A 16,077-nucleotide genomic window follows, 5' to 3' on the forward strand; every position below is an offset into this window, starting at 1 on the left:
AGCCTGCCAACCCCGCCAGCCACCATCCAGACGGGAAACGGGGCCGATGTCGAGCGACGATGTGAAGACGAGCGCAGCCGCCGAAGCCGAAGCTGCGGCGGCCCCCTCTCCGTCCGCCTCCGCACCCTCCCCTGCACCTTGGGAATTCTGGATCGACCGGGGCGGCACCTTCACCGATATCGTCGGCCGCAAGCCGGATGGCAGTCTCGTCGCCCACAAGGTGCTGTCGGAAAATCCGGAGGCCTATCGCGACGCCGCGGTGCACGGCATCCGCGAAATTCTGGACCTTTCTCCCGGCGCGGCGATCCCGCCGGGGCTCGTTTCTGCCGTGAAGATGGGCACCACGGTCGCCACCAATGCCCTTCTGGAGCGCAAGGGCGACCGCACCCTGCTCGTCACCACCCGCGGCTTCAGGGACGCGCTCAGGATCGGCTATCAGGCGCGGCCGAAGATCTTCGCCAAGAAGATCGTGCTGCCGGACATGCTGTTCGAGAGCGTGCTGGAGGTGGACGAGCGGGTCCGCGCCGATGGCACGGTGGAGGCCGCCCCTGACCTTGCCACCGTACGCGCCGCGCTGGAGCAGGCGAAGGCGGACGGCATCGCGGCGGTGGCCATCGTCTTCATGCACGGCTACCGCTTTCCCGAGCACGAGCAGCAGGTGGCGGCGCTGGCGCGGGAGATCGGCTTCCCGCAGGTGTCCGTCTCCCACGAGGTCTCGCCCCTCATCAAGCTGGTAGGGCGCGGCGACACCACGGTGGCCGACGCCTATCTCTCCCCCATCCTGCGCCGGTATGTGCGGCAGGTGGCGGACGAGCTGTCCGGCGGGCGCAAAGCGGAGGGCGAGGCCATCCGCCTGATGTTCATGATGTCCTCGGGCGGCCTCACCGCCGCCGATCTGTTCCAGGGCAAGGACGCCCTCCTCTCCGGCCCGGCTGGCGGCGTGGTGGGCGCGGCGGAGACCGGGGCGCTGGCGGGCTTCGACCGCATCATCGGCTTCGACATGGGCGGCACCTCCACCGATGTCTGCCACTATGACGGAGAACTGGAGACCGCCTTCGACACGGAGGTTGCGGGCGTGCGCATCCGCGCCCCCATGATGCGCATCCACACGGTGGCCGCGGGCGGCGGCTCCATCCTGCATTATGATGGCGCGCGCTTCCGCGTCGGCCCGGATTCCGCCGGCGCCAATCCCGGCCCCGCCTGCTATCGCCGCGGCGGGCCGCTGGCCGTCACCGACGCCAACGTGATGCTGGGCAAGCTGATCCCGGATTACTTCCCGAAAATCTTCGGCCCCGCCCAGGACCAGCCGCTGGACGCCGAGGTGGTGCGCCGGAAGTTCTCGGCGCTGGCCGAGGAGATCGGTGGCGGCCGCTCCCCCGAGGAGGTGGCGGACGGCTTTGTCACCATCGCGGTGGAGAACATGGCCAACGCCATCAAGAAGATCTCGGTGGAGCGCGGCTATGACGTCACCCGCTACGCCCTGAACTGCTTCGGCGGCGCCGGCGGCCAGCACGCCTGCCTCGTCGCCGACGCGCTGGGAATGACCAAGGTGCTGCTGCACCCATTCTCCGGCCTCCTCTCCGCCTATGGCATGGGCCTCGCTTCCGTCCGCGCCCAGCGCACCCGCGCGGTGGGGGAGGAGATGGCCGCAACCGTCATTCCCGGACTGGTTGAGCTGAAGGCCGAACTGGCCGCCGCCACCTGTGCCGAACTGGCTGCGCAGGGCATCCTGACTGACTCGATCCTGACAGAGGCGAAAGCCCACCTGAGATATGGTGGAACCGATACTGCACTCCCGGTTCAGCTCGCCGACATCGCGTCGATGACCGCCGAGTTCGAGACCAAGCACCGGGCCCAGTTTGGCTTCGTCTCGCCGGAAAAAACCGTTGTGGTGGAAGCGCTTGAGGTGATTTCGGCGGGTGGCGGCGCCGGCATCGCCGAGCCTGACCTTCCGCTTGATGCAGGCACCCCTTCGGATACCTCCCAAACCCGCTTTTTCGCCCGCGGCGCATGGCATGACGCGCCCGTGGTGAAGCGGGAAAACTTCAGGCCCGGCATGGGCTTGCAGGGTCCGGCCATCGTCATCGAGCCGAACCAGACGGTGGTGGTGGAGAAGGGCTGGCGGGCGGAGGTCTCGGCCAAGAACCACCTGATCCTCACCCGGACGGAAAAACTCCTGCGTTCAGAAGCCGTTGGCACCCATGCCGACCCGGTGATGCTGGAGGTCTTCAACAATCTCTTCATGTCCATCGCCGAGCAGATGGGCGTGACCCTCCAGAACACCGCCTACTCCGTCAACATCAAGGAAAGACTGGACTTTTCCTGCGCCGTCTTCTCCGCCGAGGGCGATCTCGTCGCCAACGCCCCGCACATGCCGGTCCACCTCGGCTCCATGGACCGCTCGGTGGAAACGGTCATCCGCGAGAACGCCGGAAACATCCGCCCCGGCGACGTCTTCGCCCTCAACGCCCCCTACAACGGTGGGACGCATCTGCCTGATATTACAGTGGTAACGCCGGTTTTCGACGACGCCGGAAAAGCCATCCTGTTCTGGGTCGCCTCCCGGGGACACCATGCGGACGTGGGCGGCGTCGCCCCCGGCTCCATGAGCCCGCTGGCCACCCATATCGAGGAAGAAGGCGTTTATATCGACAACTTCAAGTTGGTCGCGGAAGGCACCTTCCGCGAGGCCGAACTGCGCGATCTGCTCACCTCCGCGCGCTATCCGGCACGCAATCCGGTACAGAATATCGCAGATCTCAAGGCGCAGATCGCCGCCAACGAGAAGGGCGTGCGCGAACTTCTGAAGATGATCGACACGTTCGGACTGGATGTCGTTCAGGCCTATATGGGGCACGTGCAGGATAATGCGGCTGAAAGCGTCCGCCACGTTCTCGATCGTCTTGACGACTGCTCCTTCCATTACGAGATGGACCAGGGCACCGTCATTAATGTCAAGATCTCGGTGGACAAGGAGAAGCGCGAAGCGACGGTGGATTTCACCGGCACCTCGCCCCAGCAGCCCACCAATTTCAACGCCCCCGCCCCCGTCACCCGCGCCGCGGTGCTCTATGTGTTCCGCGTCATGGTGGAGGACGAGATCCCCATGAATGCGGGCTGCCTGCGCCCCATCCGCATCGTGGTGCCGGAGGGCTGCATGCTGTCGCCGGTCTATCCGGCTGCGGTGGTGGCGGGAAATGTTGAGACATCGCAGGCAGTTACCAACTGCCTGTTCGGCGCGCTGAAGGCCATGTCCGCCTCCCAGGGCACCATGAACAACCTCACCTTCGGCAACGACGTCTACCAGTATTACGAGACCATCTGCTCCGGCTCCCCCGCCGGCCCCGGCTTTGACGGGACGGATGGCGTGCATGTGCACATGACCAATTCCCGCCTCACCGATCCGGAGGTGCTGGAGACGCGTTTTCCCGTTCTGCTGGAAGACTTTCACATCCGCCCCGGCTCCGGCGGGCGGGGGCGTTGGCATGCGGGATCAGGGACTTACCGGCGCATCCGCTTCCTTGAGAGGATGGACTGCGCCCTACTCTCCTCCCACCGCCGCATCCACCCGTTCGGCGTCGACGGAGGGGAAAAAGGCCAGTTGGGAGAAGGATTTGTGCGCCGGCTGGATGGCTCCACCGAGGTCCTTCAGGGCTGCGACCAGAAGGTGCTGGAGGAAGGCGAGGCGGTCATCATCGTCACTCCGACGGGAGGCGGATATGGCGATGCGAAGCTGAGGGAGAGGTAATCAAATCCTCCCACAGCCAACAAAAAAGGCGCCCGACGGGCGCCTTTTCGCTGCGGTGCGGCAAAATGTCAGTAGGCGAGCGCGCCGACCTTTTCCACCTGGATGGCGTCGCCGACGCGCACGATGCGCAGCGAGGTGCCATCGCGGCCGACCGGGCCGGGGAGGGAGACGATCTGCTCGTCGCCGGGCTGCTGGAGCACGGTGGACACGCGGACCACGGCCGGCGCAGCACCGGGCTCGCCGGCGGCGTCGAGGGTGGTCACCACCTGGTAACCCTTGGTATTACGAACAAAATAGGTGACGGCGGAAGCCTTGCCACCCAGATTGGTCACGATGGCCTGACGCTCGGCGGGGAGGGTCTCGCCAGCGAAGGCAGGGGCGGCCGCGATCACAGAGGTCGCGGAAAGGAGGCCGGCAACGCCGGCGAGGAGGATGTTCTTCATGTCAGCCTCGCTGCGCTCCGTGCGGCCCGCGGCCAAGATCTCGGTGCGCTTTAGCTGTGGTGCACCATAGCGGACTTGTTGCGATGCAGCACGCATATTTTCCGCATTCCAGAAATGCATTCCACGCAAATCTCCACCTACCTTGATACCCACTCAGCCCGGCGGCCCGAACAGGAGGCGCAGGCGGGCCCTGAATCCCCTGCTGACACCCCACTGCCGGTACATGTCCACCCAGGCATTCGAGACGATTCGGATGGGGTTCAGGCTCGATTCCACACCGGCCACGCCGAACACCAGCGGCTCGCCCTTCGGCGCCTCGGCGAAAGTGCCGAACACCCGGTCGAAGATGATCAGTACGCCGCCGAAATTGCGGTCGAGCACCGCGCTGTTGGCCGCGTGGTGCACCTGATGGTGGCGGGGCGTGTTCAGCACCCATTCCAGCAGCCCGAGATGGGGCGGCGCGGCGAGGTGGAGGAAGAACTGGTAGACGAGGCTCGCTCCCAGCATGCCGAACACCGCCAAAGGCGGGAAGCCGATCAGCACCAGCGGCAGGTAGAACACGAACCCGCCGGTGAGATGCCCGCCCCAGCCGAGCCTCACCGCCGCCGAGAGGTTGAGGCGGGTGGCGGAGTGATGGACGGCATGGGTCGCCCACAGCCAGCGCACCTTGTGCATGGCGAAGTGGTGGACATAGTAGCTCAGCTCCACCCCGAGGAAGAGCGCGATCCAGGCCGCGGCACCGCTCATGGGGATGTCGAACAGCCGGTGGCCGGAGACGAAGAACACCGGCGCCGCGACGATCCCCACGGTGAACGCGTCGATCACCTTGTGACCGACGGCGATGGCGAGGGAGGCGGCTGTCTCCCGCGGATCGTAGCTGTCGTGATGGTTGAGCCTGCGGAACAGGTATTCCACCAGCATCAGGGCGAGCGCGATCAGCGCGAAGGCGAGCGGATGGGGCACGGCGGTGCCTGTGGCGAGAATGCCGAACATAACGATGGTCCCGTGTGGAGCCCCCCTGCCCCGCCGCCTCGCCCCCCCGAGCGGTCAGCCGGGCCGCGACCTGGGGCGGAGGCCGCGACCCGGCTTTCCGAGCCTTCACGGCCCGGATCGGGAGATCAGGTCAGTAGCGGCTCACCGTGCCGGACCGGCTCACGCCGTTGCCGGCCGGGCCGGTGCTCGAACCCTGGTAGGAATAGGTGCCAGGGGAGGTGCGGGTGACGCTGCCGGTATGGGAAGCCGTGCCGCCGGCGGGGCCGGTGACGGTGGAGGCGCGGCTGCAGGTGCCGCCCGCGCAGCCGCCGGTGCCCGAGCTGTTGTAGGTGCCGCGCGGCGTGGTGGTGCTGCCGGTGCGCGTCCAGGCGGCCGCCTCGCCGATGCCCGAAAGCATGGCGAACCCGGCGACGGTGAGGATGGCGGCGGAACGGGAGAAGGGGATCAGGCTGGGCATCTCGGTCTCACTCAGGAGCCATCCCGGAGGGCATGGCCGGTTGCGATGGTGAGAGCGTGACGGCGGCCCGTTGCATCGCCTTTTCGTCCCAGTGAGGTGCTGTAACGTTTTGTATCCTCCACACGGCCGCGCATTGATGGCGGGCGCCCCTCCGGCGAAACTCGCCCCGTCCCAGCCGAGACCCCACCCCTTGGAGACCCGCTTTTGGCCCCGCGCACGCTGCTCATCGTCGAGGACGACCGCGAGATCCGCGCCCTGCTCGCGGACTTCCTCGGCCGCGAGGGCTATGGCGTGCTGGCGGCGGAGGATGGCGTCGCCATGGATCGCATCCTCGCCAGCGCTCGGCCGGACATGGTGATCCTCGACCTCATGCTGCCGGGCGAGGACGGGCTTTCCATCTGCCGCCGCCTCCGGGCGCGGGGCGGGATGCCCATCCTCATGCTCACCGCCAAGGGCGACGATGTGGACCGCATCGTCGGGCTGGAGATGGGCGCCGACGACTATCTGCCGAAGCCGTTCAACCCGCGCGAGCTGCTCGCCCGCATCCGGGCCGTGCTGCGCCGGGCGGACGGGACGCTGGCGGAGCCCGCGGCGCGCAACCGCCGCGTCACCTTCGCCGGCTTCGTGGCCGATCTCGACGCCCGCAGCGTCGCCGAGGCCCACGGCCCCCTTCTCGACCTCACCTCGGCGGAGTTCGAGCTGCTCGCCTGCTTCCTGGAACGGCCGAAGCGCGTGCTCTCCCGCGACCAGCTTCTGGACTGGACCCGCGGGCGCTCGGCCGACCCGTTCGACCGCACCATCGATGTCTCGATCAGCCGGCTGAGGCGCAAGCTCTCCGCCGTTTCGGAAGAGGCGGCCCTTCTCATCAAAACCGTCCGCAATGGCGGCTATCTGCTCACCGTCGATGTCCGCCAGCTCTGATCCGGCGATGCGCCGTCACCGCCGGTTCGGGCTCGGCACGCGGCTGGCGTTGATCGTCGTCGCCGGCCTTTTGGCGGTGCAGGTGCTGATGCTCGCCGCCTATGTGCTGGAGCGCCAGCGATCCTCCTCGCCCGTCGCCGTCCTGGTGGTGATGCAGCGGATCGCCGCGCTGGCGCAGTTGCTCGATCGGCTGCCCCCCGGCGAGCGCGATCTCGCCGTGCGCGCGACCGCCGGTCCGGGCTTCCTCGTCGCCATCCGGGCCGAGAAACCGGACATCGAGACGCCGCGCCTGCTGGGCTTTGCCGAGCGCCGGCTCCGGCTGCTCACGGGACTGCCGCCGGACCGCTTCATCGCGCTTTCCCTCGCCGGGGACGATCACCCCCACGGCCTCGTCGAGCGCCTGCGCGACCTGCGCGGCGCAAGGCTCACCGTGGCCTTTGCGCTGGCCGACGGCAGCTATCTGGAGATCGTGGCCGGAGGCGACGTGACGGTGCGCTTCCTCGGCCTGCCGGTGGGGTTTCTCGGCGGCATCCTCGGCTTCCTCGTGGCCCTCGCCGCCCTGCTCGCGGTGCGCCGGGAGACCCGCCCCCTCTCCGACCTCGCGGCGGCGGTGGAGCGGTTCGGCGCCCAGCTCCAGCCCTCGCATGTGAAGGAGCGCGGCGCCGCCGACATGCGGCTGGTGATCCGCACGGTGAACGCCATGCAGGCCCGCATCTCGGAGCTGGTGCGCATGCGCACTTTGGTGCTGGGGGCCATCAGCCACGATCTGCGCACCTATCTCACGCGCCTGCGGCTGCGGCTGGAGCTGATGCCGCCCGGCGACCAGGTGGAGAAGGCCCGCGCCGACCTCGACGGCATGCAGGCGCTGGTGGACGACGCCCTTGCCTTCGCCCGCGCCTCCTTCGCCCCCGCCTCAGGGGAGACCGTGGACCTCGCCGCGCTGGCGCGAGCCGAGTGCGAGACGCGCCGGGCGCAGGGCGCGGCCGTCACGCTCCATGGCGCCGACGCGGAGCGGGTGGTCGCCGGCAATCGCGGCGCGCTCGCCCGCGTGCTCGCCAATCTCGTCGGGAACGCCATCGCCTATGGCGCGTGCGCGGACATCACGCTTCAGGATCGCGGCGACGCGGTGGACCTCGTGGTGGAGGATCGCGGGCCGGGCATTCCCGCGGGCGAGCGGGAGACGGTGTTCGAGCCCTTCTACCGGCTGGAGCCCTCGCGCAACCGCGACAGCGGCGGCGCCGGGCTCGGGCTCACCATCGTGCGCCAGATCGCCGAGGGGCATGGCGGCCGCGTCACCATCGACGACCGCCCCGGCGGCGGCGCGCGCCTCACCGTGCGGCTGCCGAAGCCGGGCGTGAAGGAAGGCACGCCCTGAACCGGTCCGAGCCTGGGGCGAACCCGCTCACCGCTGCACCGAAATGTCCTCGCCCCTCAGGAAATAGGAGGCCGCGTCGAGATCGTCGGCGACCGACCAGGCCGTCTGTTCCGACGGGCGGTTGACCTTGATGTAGACCGTGCCGTCGCAGATGATCCGCGCGGTGCGCGGAAAGCTCAGTTCGGAGAAGGTGGCGGCGGTCCGGTCGGCGCCCAGAATGGGGCTGGTCTTCAATGCGAAGGTGCCGCTGGGATGGCCGAGCGTCAGGCTCCCGCCCTTCCCCGCCTTCAGCGCGCCGTCGCGCAGGGCCTGGTTGGGCACGGTCCCGGGGATGGCCGCGGCGGCCGCGAGGCAGGTGGACCCGCTCCCCGGCGCCGCCGAATGCATGATCGATTCAAGATAGAAGCGCGCGACGACATCCACCGTCTCGGCCTTCACCTCATGCCCGTCGAGGTCCGTGTAGGTCGCGGGCGCGGCGACCGAGACGGCGAAGGGCAGCGTCGCCTTGCCGATGGTGTCGATCGTGTACTGGTTCCAGCCGATCAACTGGGCGATCTTCAGCCGCAGCTCGGTGAGGCGGGCGAGCATGCCGGGCGGCGTCAGCACCGCTCCGGTGGGCGAGGGCAGTTCCAGTCCCGTGCAGCCCAGCCCGAAGTCCTCGGCCCGGAAGAAGCCGCAGATATTCACCATGTCGACGATGGTGACATCGATCTTGCTGCCGTCGCTCAACACGACGGTGTCCACCAGATTGCCGGTGGGAAAGGTCCGGCCGGTGAAACCGCCGCCCTGATCGCGGAAGTCCACCAGAATTTCCGCGCCCGTCCCCGGCACTCCGCCGATGGCGGTCTGGCCATCCACCAGCGCCTCGCCGTTGGCCACGTCGAGGGTCATGTACATCATCTTCTGCGTGTTGGTCGAATAGGCGCGCACGGTGAGGCGGCCGTCCCGGACGCCCGGGATCATGTTCTTCATCAGGGCGAACACCGGCACCCCGGCCGAGATGTTGCCGCAGTTCATCTTGTAGGTGACGGTCGCCGGCTGGTCGGGAAAGATCTGCACGAAGGTGTAGTCCACATCGGCGCCCTCGCGTGTGGAGGGCTGCACGATGGCGGTCTTCGACTGCAGGATGGTGTTGCCGCCGAGACCATCCATGCCCATCGGGTCGGGGGAGCCGCGCACGGCCAGCAGGAACTCTTCAAGCCCCTGGCCCGGCAGGGGGACGTTGCGCCCTTCGAAATAGAACCCCCGGCTGCTGCCACCCCGGATCAGGGTGATGGGGGCCAGCGTCTGCTCGAGATTGCGATCGAAGTGAAACAAGCCCATGGCGCCCGCCCGCCGCGCCGCCACATCGGGCGATCGCGTCCCTGATCTCGGCCTCCGAACGGAGACCCGGTGAACCGCTGCAAAGCTTGCGGCACCTCCAGGACGGCTGCGTTGACATAGGTCATCACGAGCGGGCGCGATCAGGCGATCGTCCCCCTTGCGGGACGGTCGTTCAGTCCTTCAGCGCCGCCTCGACGCCGGCGGCCACGGAAAAGAGGGCGGCATCCGTCCCCGGCGCGCCGGCCAGCATGAGGCCGGCGGGCAGGCCGCCTTCCCCGGTGAGGGGGAGGGAGATGGCGCAGCCGTCGATCATGTTGATGAGGGTCGGGTTGCGCAGGGCCATGAGATTGGCGCGGCCATAGGCGTCGTCGTCGGTCAGAAGGTCGGCGATGCGCGGCGGGGCGATGGCGACGGTGGGCAGGGCGAGAGCGTCGAAGCCGGCGAGCCGCGCGGCGGCGCGGGCGACGAGGCCGGCGCGGGCGGCGACCAGCTCCACATAATCCGCCGCCGACTGCTCGGAGCCGCGACGGACGCGCACGGAGACGCGCGGGTCGTAGCCCTCGCCCTTCTCGGCCAGCAGGCGGCGGTGGACCGCATAGGACTCGGCCGCGGCGAAGCCGCCCTTGGCATTGAGGGTGGCGATCTCGCCGAACTCGGGGAAGGGTGCGGAAACGATGTGCGCGCCGGCCCTGGCGAGACGCTCCAGCGCGGCCTCGAAGGCGGCGGCCACCGGCGCATCCAGCCCGTCGAGGGCGACCGTGGTCGGCACCAGAAGGCGAAGGCCCGCGACCGGACGCGCCGGCAGCGGCGCGTCACCGCCCGAAAGGATGGCATCGAGCGCCGCGCAGCAGGCCACCGAGCGGGCGATGGGGCCGATGGAATCGAGCGTCGTGGAGAGCGGGAACGCTCCGTCGCGCGGCACGCGGCGGGCGGTGGGCTTGAAGCCGACGAGGCCGCAGAAGGCCGCCGGGATGCGGCAGGACCCGCCAGTGTCGGTGCCGAGCGCCGCATGGGCCATGCCATCCGCCACCGCCACCGCGCCGCCGGAAGAGGAGCCGCCGGAGACGCGCGGCGTCGTCGCCCGCTCGAACGGGGCGGCGGGGTTGCCGGTATGGGGGTTCATGCCGAGGCCGGAATAGGCGAACTCGGTCATGGTGTTGCGGCCGACGAGCACGAAGCCGGCCCGGCGCAGGCGCGCCACGGCGGGGGCATCCGCCTTCGCCGGGGGAGAATCGCGCAGCACCTTTGAGCCCGCCGCCGTGACCTCGCCGGCCACGTCGAACAGGTCCTTCACCCCGACGGGGATGCCGGCGAAGGGCGAGGGCGCGGCCCCCGCCCTGCGCAGCAGGTCCTGCGCATCGGCGGCCGCGCGGGCCGCCTCCCGGTTCACCCGCACGAAGGCGCGCCCGCCCTCCCCGTCCGGGTCATCGATCCGGGCGATGCAGTCCTCCACCAGCGCCCGCGCCGTGGTGCGGCCGGAGGCGAGATCATCGGCGAGGGCGGCAAGGGTGGGCTGCATGGGGCGCGGGTCCAGAAAGGGAGAGGAATCAGGCCGGATCGAAATAATGGATTTCGAACAGGATGCAGCCTTTATCCGACTTGAACGGCCCATGCACGGCGCCCGGGGGACGCACCGCATAGGTGAAGGGCGCGAAGCTCTCGCCGCCCTCGCCCTTGTCGTCATTGCCGACCGTGAGGTCGCCGGAGACGAGGAACACCTCTTCCCAGTATTCGTGCACGAACGGCTTGGTGGTGAACACGCCGGGCTCGAACCTCAGGAGACGCGAGCGCGAGCCGGCGCGGTTCTCCTCGTCGAGGGCGCCGGCGAGGATCTTCTGCTGGATGCCGGAGGGATAGCCGGGGGGCACTTCCCACCCGGTGGTCAGGTCCAGGGTATGGAACTCGTCGTGGATCTTGTTGATCGCCATGGCTGTGTCTTCCGGTGGATCTCAGGTCACTCGGCCGCGCGGGCGGCGGCGAAGGGCTTCACCTCGTCAGAGAGGGCGTAGGAGGAGAGCATGTCGGCGAGCAGCTTTTCCGCCCCCGCCCAGTCATAGGTGCGGAAGGAATGGCCCTTCACCACGAAGGAGGCGCCCGCATAGAACATCTCGTACTGCGCATGGCGCGAGGCGAATTCCGAGCCCACCGCATCCCAGGCGAGCTTGTAGAACTTCACCTTCTCCTCGGCGCTCGCGGCCGGCGACTGCTGGGTCTTGCCGATGAGGCGGGCCAGCTCGGCGTTCTCGTAGTCGTGCACCGAAGAGGGCAGCATGATCATGCCGCCGCCAGCGAGTTCGCGCAGGGTGGTGATGAACTTGCCGTAGAGCTGCTGGGCCAGCGTCTGCGCGGCATAGAGGGTGTGGCGGTCGGGCACGAAATAGGGGCCGTAATAGCTGCCCTTGGCCTCCATGGCGGCGACGAAGGCATCCACCATAGCGGCCTCGGCGGCGAGCTGGCCGAGCGTCTCGCGCACCTGCGGGAAATTGGTGGTGCCGTTCACCTCGGTGATGCGGCGGGCGATGCCGAGCAGGAACTTCAGCTTCACCGAGAGGCGGATCTGCGCCTGGTAGTTCTGGTAGACGTGGGCCGGCGTCGCGTGGAACTGCTTGTTCGTCATGGCGATGTCGCGAGCGATGAAGATGCGGTCCCACGGCACCTTCACGTCATCGAAATAGAGCACCGCGTCGTTCTCGTCGAAGCGGCTCGACAGCGGGTTGTCGAACACGCTGGGCGAGGCCGCCTCATAGGACTTGCGGGAGAGGATCTTCAGGCCCTTCGCATTCATCGGGATGCAGAAGGAGAGCGCATAGGGCTCCTCGCCCTTCTGCAGGGGCTGGATGCAGGTGACGAACACCTCGTTGGCCATGATGCCGCCGGTGGCCAGCATCTTGGCGCCGCGCACGGTAATGCCCGAGGTGTCCTCGTCCACGACGGCGGCGGAGAGGAAGGGGTCGGCCTGCTCGGCCGCATTCTTGGAGCGGTCGGCCTGCGGGTTGATGATGACGTAGGTGAGATAGAGGTCGTTGTCGCGGGCGTAGCGGTAATAGTCCGAAAGCGCGCGGGCGCGGGCCGGGTCGTAGAGCTCGAACTGGTCGAGGCCCATATACATGCCGGAGATGCAGGAGGCGACGTGATCCGGCGCGCGGCCGAGGAAGCCGCCATGCAGCTCGGTCCAGGCCTCGAGGCCGCGGCGGCGGGTCTTCAGCTCCTCATAGCTGGTCGGAAGCTGCCAGATGCGGTTGGCGCGGGTGCCGGTATCGGTCTCGAAGGTCATCAGCTCCCGGTTTTCCGGGGCGCTGTGGAAGTCGAACATCTTCCCGACCGAGGCGATGGAGCGGCGGAAGGCGTGATGGGTGGTGGCATCGCCCACGCGCTGGCCTTCGATGAAGATTTCCCGGCCGTCCTTCAGGCTCTCGATATGCTCGGCACCGGTCTTGATCATGGCATGGTCCTCAAGTTCGGTTCAGCCGGCGACGGCCGCGAGCGTGCGGTAGCGTCCGGCATGGAAGATAAGCGGCTCGGCCACGGCCGAGCGATGGGCGACGACGCGTGCAATGAAAACTTCGTGATCGCCGCCGTCATGGATGGCGTGGGGCACGCACTCCAGATGCGCTGCCGCACCGGCAAGCAGCGGCGCGCCGCCATGGCCGCGCAGGTGGTCCACACCGGTCCACTTCTCGCCCTGGGCACGGGCGAAGCGGCCGGACAGATCCTGCTGGTCGTGGGCGAGAACGGAGATGCCGTAAGCCGCGGCCGACCGCAGAGCCGGCAGCGAAAGCGCCGTGCGGGCAACGGAAAACAGCACCAGCGGCGGGTCGAGCGAGACGGAATTGAACGAGCTCATGGTCATGCCGATGAGCGTGCCGTCAGCCGCCTCGGCCGCCACCACGGCGACGCCGGTCGCAAACGCCCCCAGCGTCTGGCGGAAGGCGCGCGGATCGAAGGCGGTGACGCTCGGAGAGCGGGGCGAAGACATGGGGAGCGGCGAAGACATGGGGCGATGTCCACATCACTAGATAGCTTTGTTATAAAGCTATTACCAAATGGCTGATAGACGTCAAGCCTCCTGCCCGGCTAAAAACATGTCCGCGCGCCGCCCCTCTGCAGGGAAAGGGTCTACGGTGCGCGGGAGCACGCGTTTCATGCCTCACACCAAGACCGGGCGCGGCCGGAGGCCACTGCCTTTGACGACGTCACGCGCCGCCTTGCTGATCGACGGGTCGGACACCGAGTTCCGCGAGTTGGTGCACGACATGCTGGCGTTCGCGGCTGCCATCCAGGAAGTGCGCAACCGCCTCGGCGGCCTCATCGGCCTGTCGGGCACGCAGTACACGATCCTGATGTCCATCGCCCGCCTGACCGGCAAGGTGCCGGAACTGGGCGTCGCCACCCTCGCCGAGCACCTGCATCTGTCGGGCGCCTTCGTCACCATCGAGATCAACAAGCTCGTCGCCGCGGGCCTCGTCAGCAAGGCCGTCAATCCCAGCGACCGCCGCCGGGTGCTGCTCGCCGTCACGCCCGAGGCCGAGCAGCGCCTCGCCGAGCTGACGCGGGTGCAGGCGCCGGCCAACGACACCCTGTTCGGCCCGCTCTCGGGGAGCGAATTCCGCGCGATGCGCGCCATCATCGCCAAGCTCGCCGGCACCGGCGAACGCACCCTGAAGCTGATCGATTATCTGGCCCCCGACGGGAAAATCGAGACGGCGCGCGAGCAGGTCTCCCCGCTGGTGTGAGGAGCGCGCCGCCCTCGCGCCCCGGACGCATCGCCGAATGCGCCCGCTCTTTCTCGCACCGTCATGCCCCGGCGCGTCCGGGGCATCCACCCGGCCGCCAGCTCGGTGCGCGGGCACCAAGAGCCGGCCCAGCCGCGCGGTGGATCCCCCGGACGAGCCGGGGGATGACAGCGTGTCTACAAATGCCCCGCCACGCCCCCGGCCCGCTCCGACACCATGCGGCCGTCGCTCATCTCCACGATGCGGTCGAAGATGTCCGACCAGCGCGGATCGTGGGTGACGACGCCCACCGCCACCTGCCGCTCGTCGGCGAGCGCGCGGAATACCTCCATCACCTGCCGGCCGCGCGTGCCGTCCAGCGCCGCCGTGGGCTCGTCCGCCAGCAGCAGCACCGGATCGTTGGCCAAGGCACGGGCGATGGAGACACGCTGCTGCTCGCCGCCGGAGAGCTGGGTGGGGTAATTGTCCTCGCGCTGGCCGAGGCCGAACTGGTCCAGCAGCTCCCGTGCCCGCTCCCGCGCCAGCTTCGGCCGCACGTCGTTGATCTCCAGCGCGATCTGCACGTTCTCAACGGCGGTCAGGAAGGGGATGAGGTTCGCCTTCTGGAAGATGAAGCCCACATGGGTGCGGCGGAAATCTCTCAGGCTGTTGAGCTTGGTCTGCGGATCGGCGATGGGCCGGCCGCGGAAATGGACGACGCCGGTGGAGGGCGGCTCCAGCAGGCCGGCGATCATCAGGAAGGTGGTCTTGCCCGAGCCGGAGGGGCCGACGATGCCGGTCAGCTCCCCGGCATTCAGCGCCAGCGTCATGTCGGAGAGCGCAGCCACCGCATTGGGGCCGGAGAGGTAGATCTTGCTGGCGCCGCGCACCTCCATCACCACGTCCGGCGACGGCGGGGCGAGGCGGGGGGCCGGGGCAGCTCCCGCGAGGGCGCTCATGCCAGCACCTCCTGCGCCCGCACCCGCATGGCGCGGCGGATGGCGAACCAGCTGGCGAACAGGCTGATGAGGAAGAGCGTGAAGGCGATCCAGGCGAGGTCGTCCGGCAGCAGCAGCACGGTGCGCGGGAAGTTGGGATAGAGGGTGAAGGAGATGGCCAGCGCCACCCCATAGCCCAGCACGCCGATCCACAGCGCCTGCTGCACGATGAGCCCGATGATGACGCGATCCCGCGCGCCGATGAGCTTCAGAAGCGCGATCTGGTTGATCTTCTCCAGCGTCAGCATGTAGATCGTCAGCGCGATGATGGAGCCCGCCACCAGCAGCGTCATGGCGGTGAAGGCGAGGATCTGCACGCGCAGCCGCCAGAGGCGGCCGTTCAGCAGCATGTCGCGCTCCTCGTCCTGGGTCAGCACCTCCACGTCGCCCCATGCCTTGATGCGGCGCTGCACCTCCTTCACGTCGGCATTGGGCTTCAGCTCCACCATCACCGCGGCGATGGAGCCGCCATCCCCCATCCCCATGCGCGAACGGCCCTTGGCGAGCCGGTTCAGCAGCACGGCCTCGGAGGGCAGCACGCGGTTGATGGATTGCGCATCAGGAATGGTGACGAAGAACATGCCGTCGCCGCCCATGTCCACTTGGCCCTTGGTGAGGCCCACCACCGTATAGTCGTCATGGCCGAGGCGGATCACGTCGCCCACGAGAAGCCCCGTGGACTGGTCGGCGATGGCCTCATAGCGGGTCGAGCGGAAGGCGCGCCCGTCGATGAGCGGGATCCAGGCGGCGGAATCCTTGGGGTAGTCCACCCCGGTCACGGCGAGGCGCACAGGCTTGCCGTCGATCGTGTATTGCTGGTTGTACTGGATGAAGCGGCGGGTGGAATCCACCCCCGGCACGCCCTCCACCCGCCGGTCGAGATTGGCCGGCACCGCCGAGGTCTCGGCGAAGGGGCCGGAGCGCCCGCCCTCCACCACCCAGAGGTCGGCGCCGATGTCGTTGATGATGAGCAGCGCTTCGTGGACGATGCCGCGATAAAGGCCGATCATCCCCATGGTGGCGCCCAGCAGCATGCCGATGCCCACCGCCGTCAGCGCGAAGCGCAGGGCGGAAAAGCGCATGTCCTTGAGGGCGATGTTCATGGGT

14 protein-coding genes are annotated in these 16,077 nt (G+C 68.4%); 4 read left to right on the forward strand and 10 right to left on the reverse strand.

Features of this window, described 5'->3' with window-relative positions; all coding sequences use genetic code 11:
• Nucleotides 1-46 precede the first annotated feature (46 nt).
• The gene (locus XAN126_RS0123340; RefSeq protein WP_024280967.1) at nucleotides 47-3,748 is read left to right on the forward strand and encodes a hydantoinase B/oxoprolinase family protein; all 3,702 of its coding nucleotides are present in this window, start codon (nucleotides 47-49) and stop codon (nucleotides 3,746-3,748) included.
• A gap of 68 nt (nucleotides 3,749-3,816) precedes the next feature.
• Here the strand turns inward: XAN126_RS0123340 and XAN126_RS0123345 are convergent, their stop codons facing one another.
• The 3 genes from XAN126_RS0123345 to XAN126_RS28525 all read right to left on the reverse strand — a co-directional run bounded on the left by XAN126_RS0123345 (nucleotide 3,817) and on the right by XAN126_RS28525 (nucleotide 5,641).
• Nucleotides 3,817-4,191, reverse strand: a complete 375-nt coding sequence (locus XAN126_RS0123345; protein WP_024280968.1) for a hypothetical protein — start codon at nucleotides 4,189-4,191, stop codon at nucleotides 3,817-3,819.
• A 153-nt stretch (nucleotides 4,192-4,344) separates the two neighbouring features.
• Nucleotides 4,345-5,184, reverse strand: a complete 840-nt coding sequence (locus XAN126_RS0123350; RefSeq protein WP_024280969.1) for a sterol desaturase family protein — start codon at nucleotides 5,182-5,184, stop codon at nucleotides 4,345-4,347.
• A gap of 130 nt (nucleotides 5,185-5,314) precedes the next feature.
• Entirely contained in the window at nucleotides 5,315-5,641 is a 327-nt protein-coding gene (locus XAN126_RS28525) for a hypothetical protein (RefSeq protein WP_024280970.1), read from the reverse strand.
• A gap of 204 nt (nucleotides 5,642-5,845) precedes the next feature.
• On the opposite strand from XAN126_RS28525, the gene XAN126_RS0123360 reads away from it, so the two are divergent.
• Together XAN126_RS0123360 and XAN126_RS0123365 are read left to right on the forward strand one after the other, a co-directional pair.
• A complete protein-coding gene (locus XAN126_RS0123360) occupies nucleotides 5,846-6,562 on the forward strand; it encodes a response regulator (RefSeq protein WP_024280971.1) in 717 nt (238 codons plus the stop codon).
• A gap of 7 nt (nucleotides 6,563-6,569) precedes the next feature.
• Entirely contained in the window at nucleotides 6,570-7,937 is a 1,368-nt protein-coding gene (locus tag XAN126_RS0123365; RefSeq protein ID WP_024280972.1) for an ATP-binding protein, read from the forward strand.
• 27 nt (nucleotides 7,938-7,964) lie between these two features.
• Here the strand turns inward: XAN126_RS0123365 and XAN126_RS0123370 are convergent, their stop codons facing one another.
• The 5 genes from XAN126_RS0123370 to XAN126_RS0123390 all read right to left on the reverse strand — a co-directional run bounded on the left by XAN126_RS0123370 (nucleotide 7,965) and on the right by XAN126_RS0123390 (nucleotide 13,254).
• Nucleotides 7,965-9,260 (reverse strand): PrpF domain-containing protein, encoded by a 1,296-nt coding sequence (locus tag XAN126_RS0123370; RefSeq protein ID WP_024280973.1) that lies wholly within the window; start codon nucleotides 9,258-9,260, stop codon nucleotides 7,965-7,967.
• A 172-nt stretch (nucleotides 9,261-9,432) separates the two neighbouring features.
• A complete protein-coding gene (locus XAN126_RS0123375; RefSeq protein WP_024280974.1) occupies nucleotides 9,433-10,779 on the reverse strand; it encodes an amidase in 1,347 nt (448 codons plus the stop codon).
• A gap of 28 nt (nucleotides 10,780-10,807) precedes the next feature.
• Entirely contained in the window at nucleotides 10,808-11,188 is a 381-nt protein-coding gene (locus XAN126_RS0123380) for a hypothetical protein (RefSeq protein WP_024280975.1), read from the reverse strand.
• A 26-nt stretch (nucleotides 11,189-11,214) separates the two neighbouring features.
• Nucleotides 11,215-12,702: a 4-hydroxyphenylacetate 3-hydroxylase N-terminal domain-containing protein gene (locus XAN126_RS0123385; RefSeq protein ID WP_024280976.1), complete on the reverse strand. Its 1,488-nt coding sequence runs from the start codon at nucleotides 12,700-12,702 to the stop codon at nucleotides 11,215-11,217.
• A gap of 21 nt (nucleotides 12,703-12,723) precedes the next feature.
• On the reverse strand, nucleotides 12,724-13,254 hold the full coding sequence (locus XAN126_RS0123390; protein WP_245272327.1) for a flavin reductase family protein: 531 nt from the start codon (nucleotides 13,252-13,254) through the stop codon (nucleotides 12,724-12,726).
• A 190-nt stretch (nucleotides 13,255-13,444) separates the two neighbouring features.
• Between XAN126_RS0123390 and XAN126_RS0123395 the strand changes: the two genes are divergently transcribed.
• Nucleotides 13,445-13,993, forward strand: a complete 549-nt coding sequence (locus XAN126_RS0123395) for a MarR family winged helix-turn-helix transcriptional regulator (RefSeq protein ID WP_024280978.1) — start codon at nucleotides 13,445-13,447, stop codon at nucleotides 13,991-13,993.
• A 176-nt stretch (nucleotides 13,994-14,169) separates the two neighbouring features.
• On the opposite strand, the gene XAN126_RS0123400 is transcribed toward XAN126_RS0123395, so the two are convergent.
• Together XAN126_RS0123400 and XAN126_RS0123405 are read right to left on the reverse strand one after the other, a co-directional pair.
• Entirely contained in the window at nucleotides 14,170-14,931 is a 762-nt protein-coding gene (locus XAN126_RS0123400) for an ABC transporter ATP-binding protein (RefSeq protein ID WP_024280979.1), read from the reverse strand.
• Nucleotides 14,928-16,073, reverse strand: a complete 1,146-nt coding sequence (locus XAN126_RS0123405; protein ID WP_024280980.1) for an ABC transporter permease — start codon at nucleotides 16,071-16,073, stop codon at nucleotides 14,928-14,930. The genes XAN126_RS0123400 and XAN126_RS0123405 overlap by 4 nt, the downstream gene beginning before the upstream one ends.
• Between the last annotated feature and the right edge of the window lie 4 nt (nucleotides 16,074-16,077).

The sequence above is a fragment of the Xanthobacter sp. 126 genome (assembly GCF_000526175.1).
In the GTDB taxonomy this organism is placed as follows: Bacteria; Pseudomonadota; Alphaproteobacteria; order Rhizobiales; family Xanthobacteraceae; genus Xanthobacter; species Xanthobacter aminoxidans.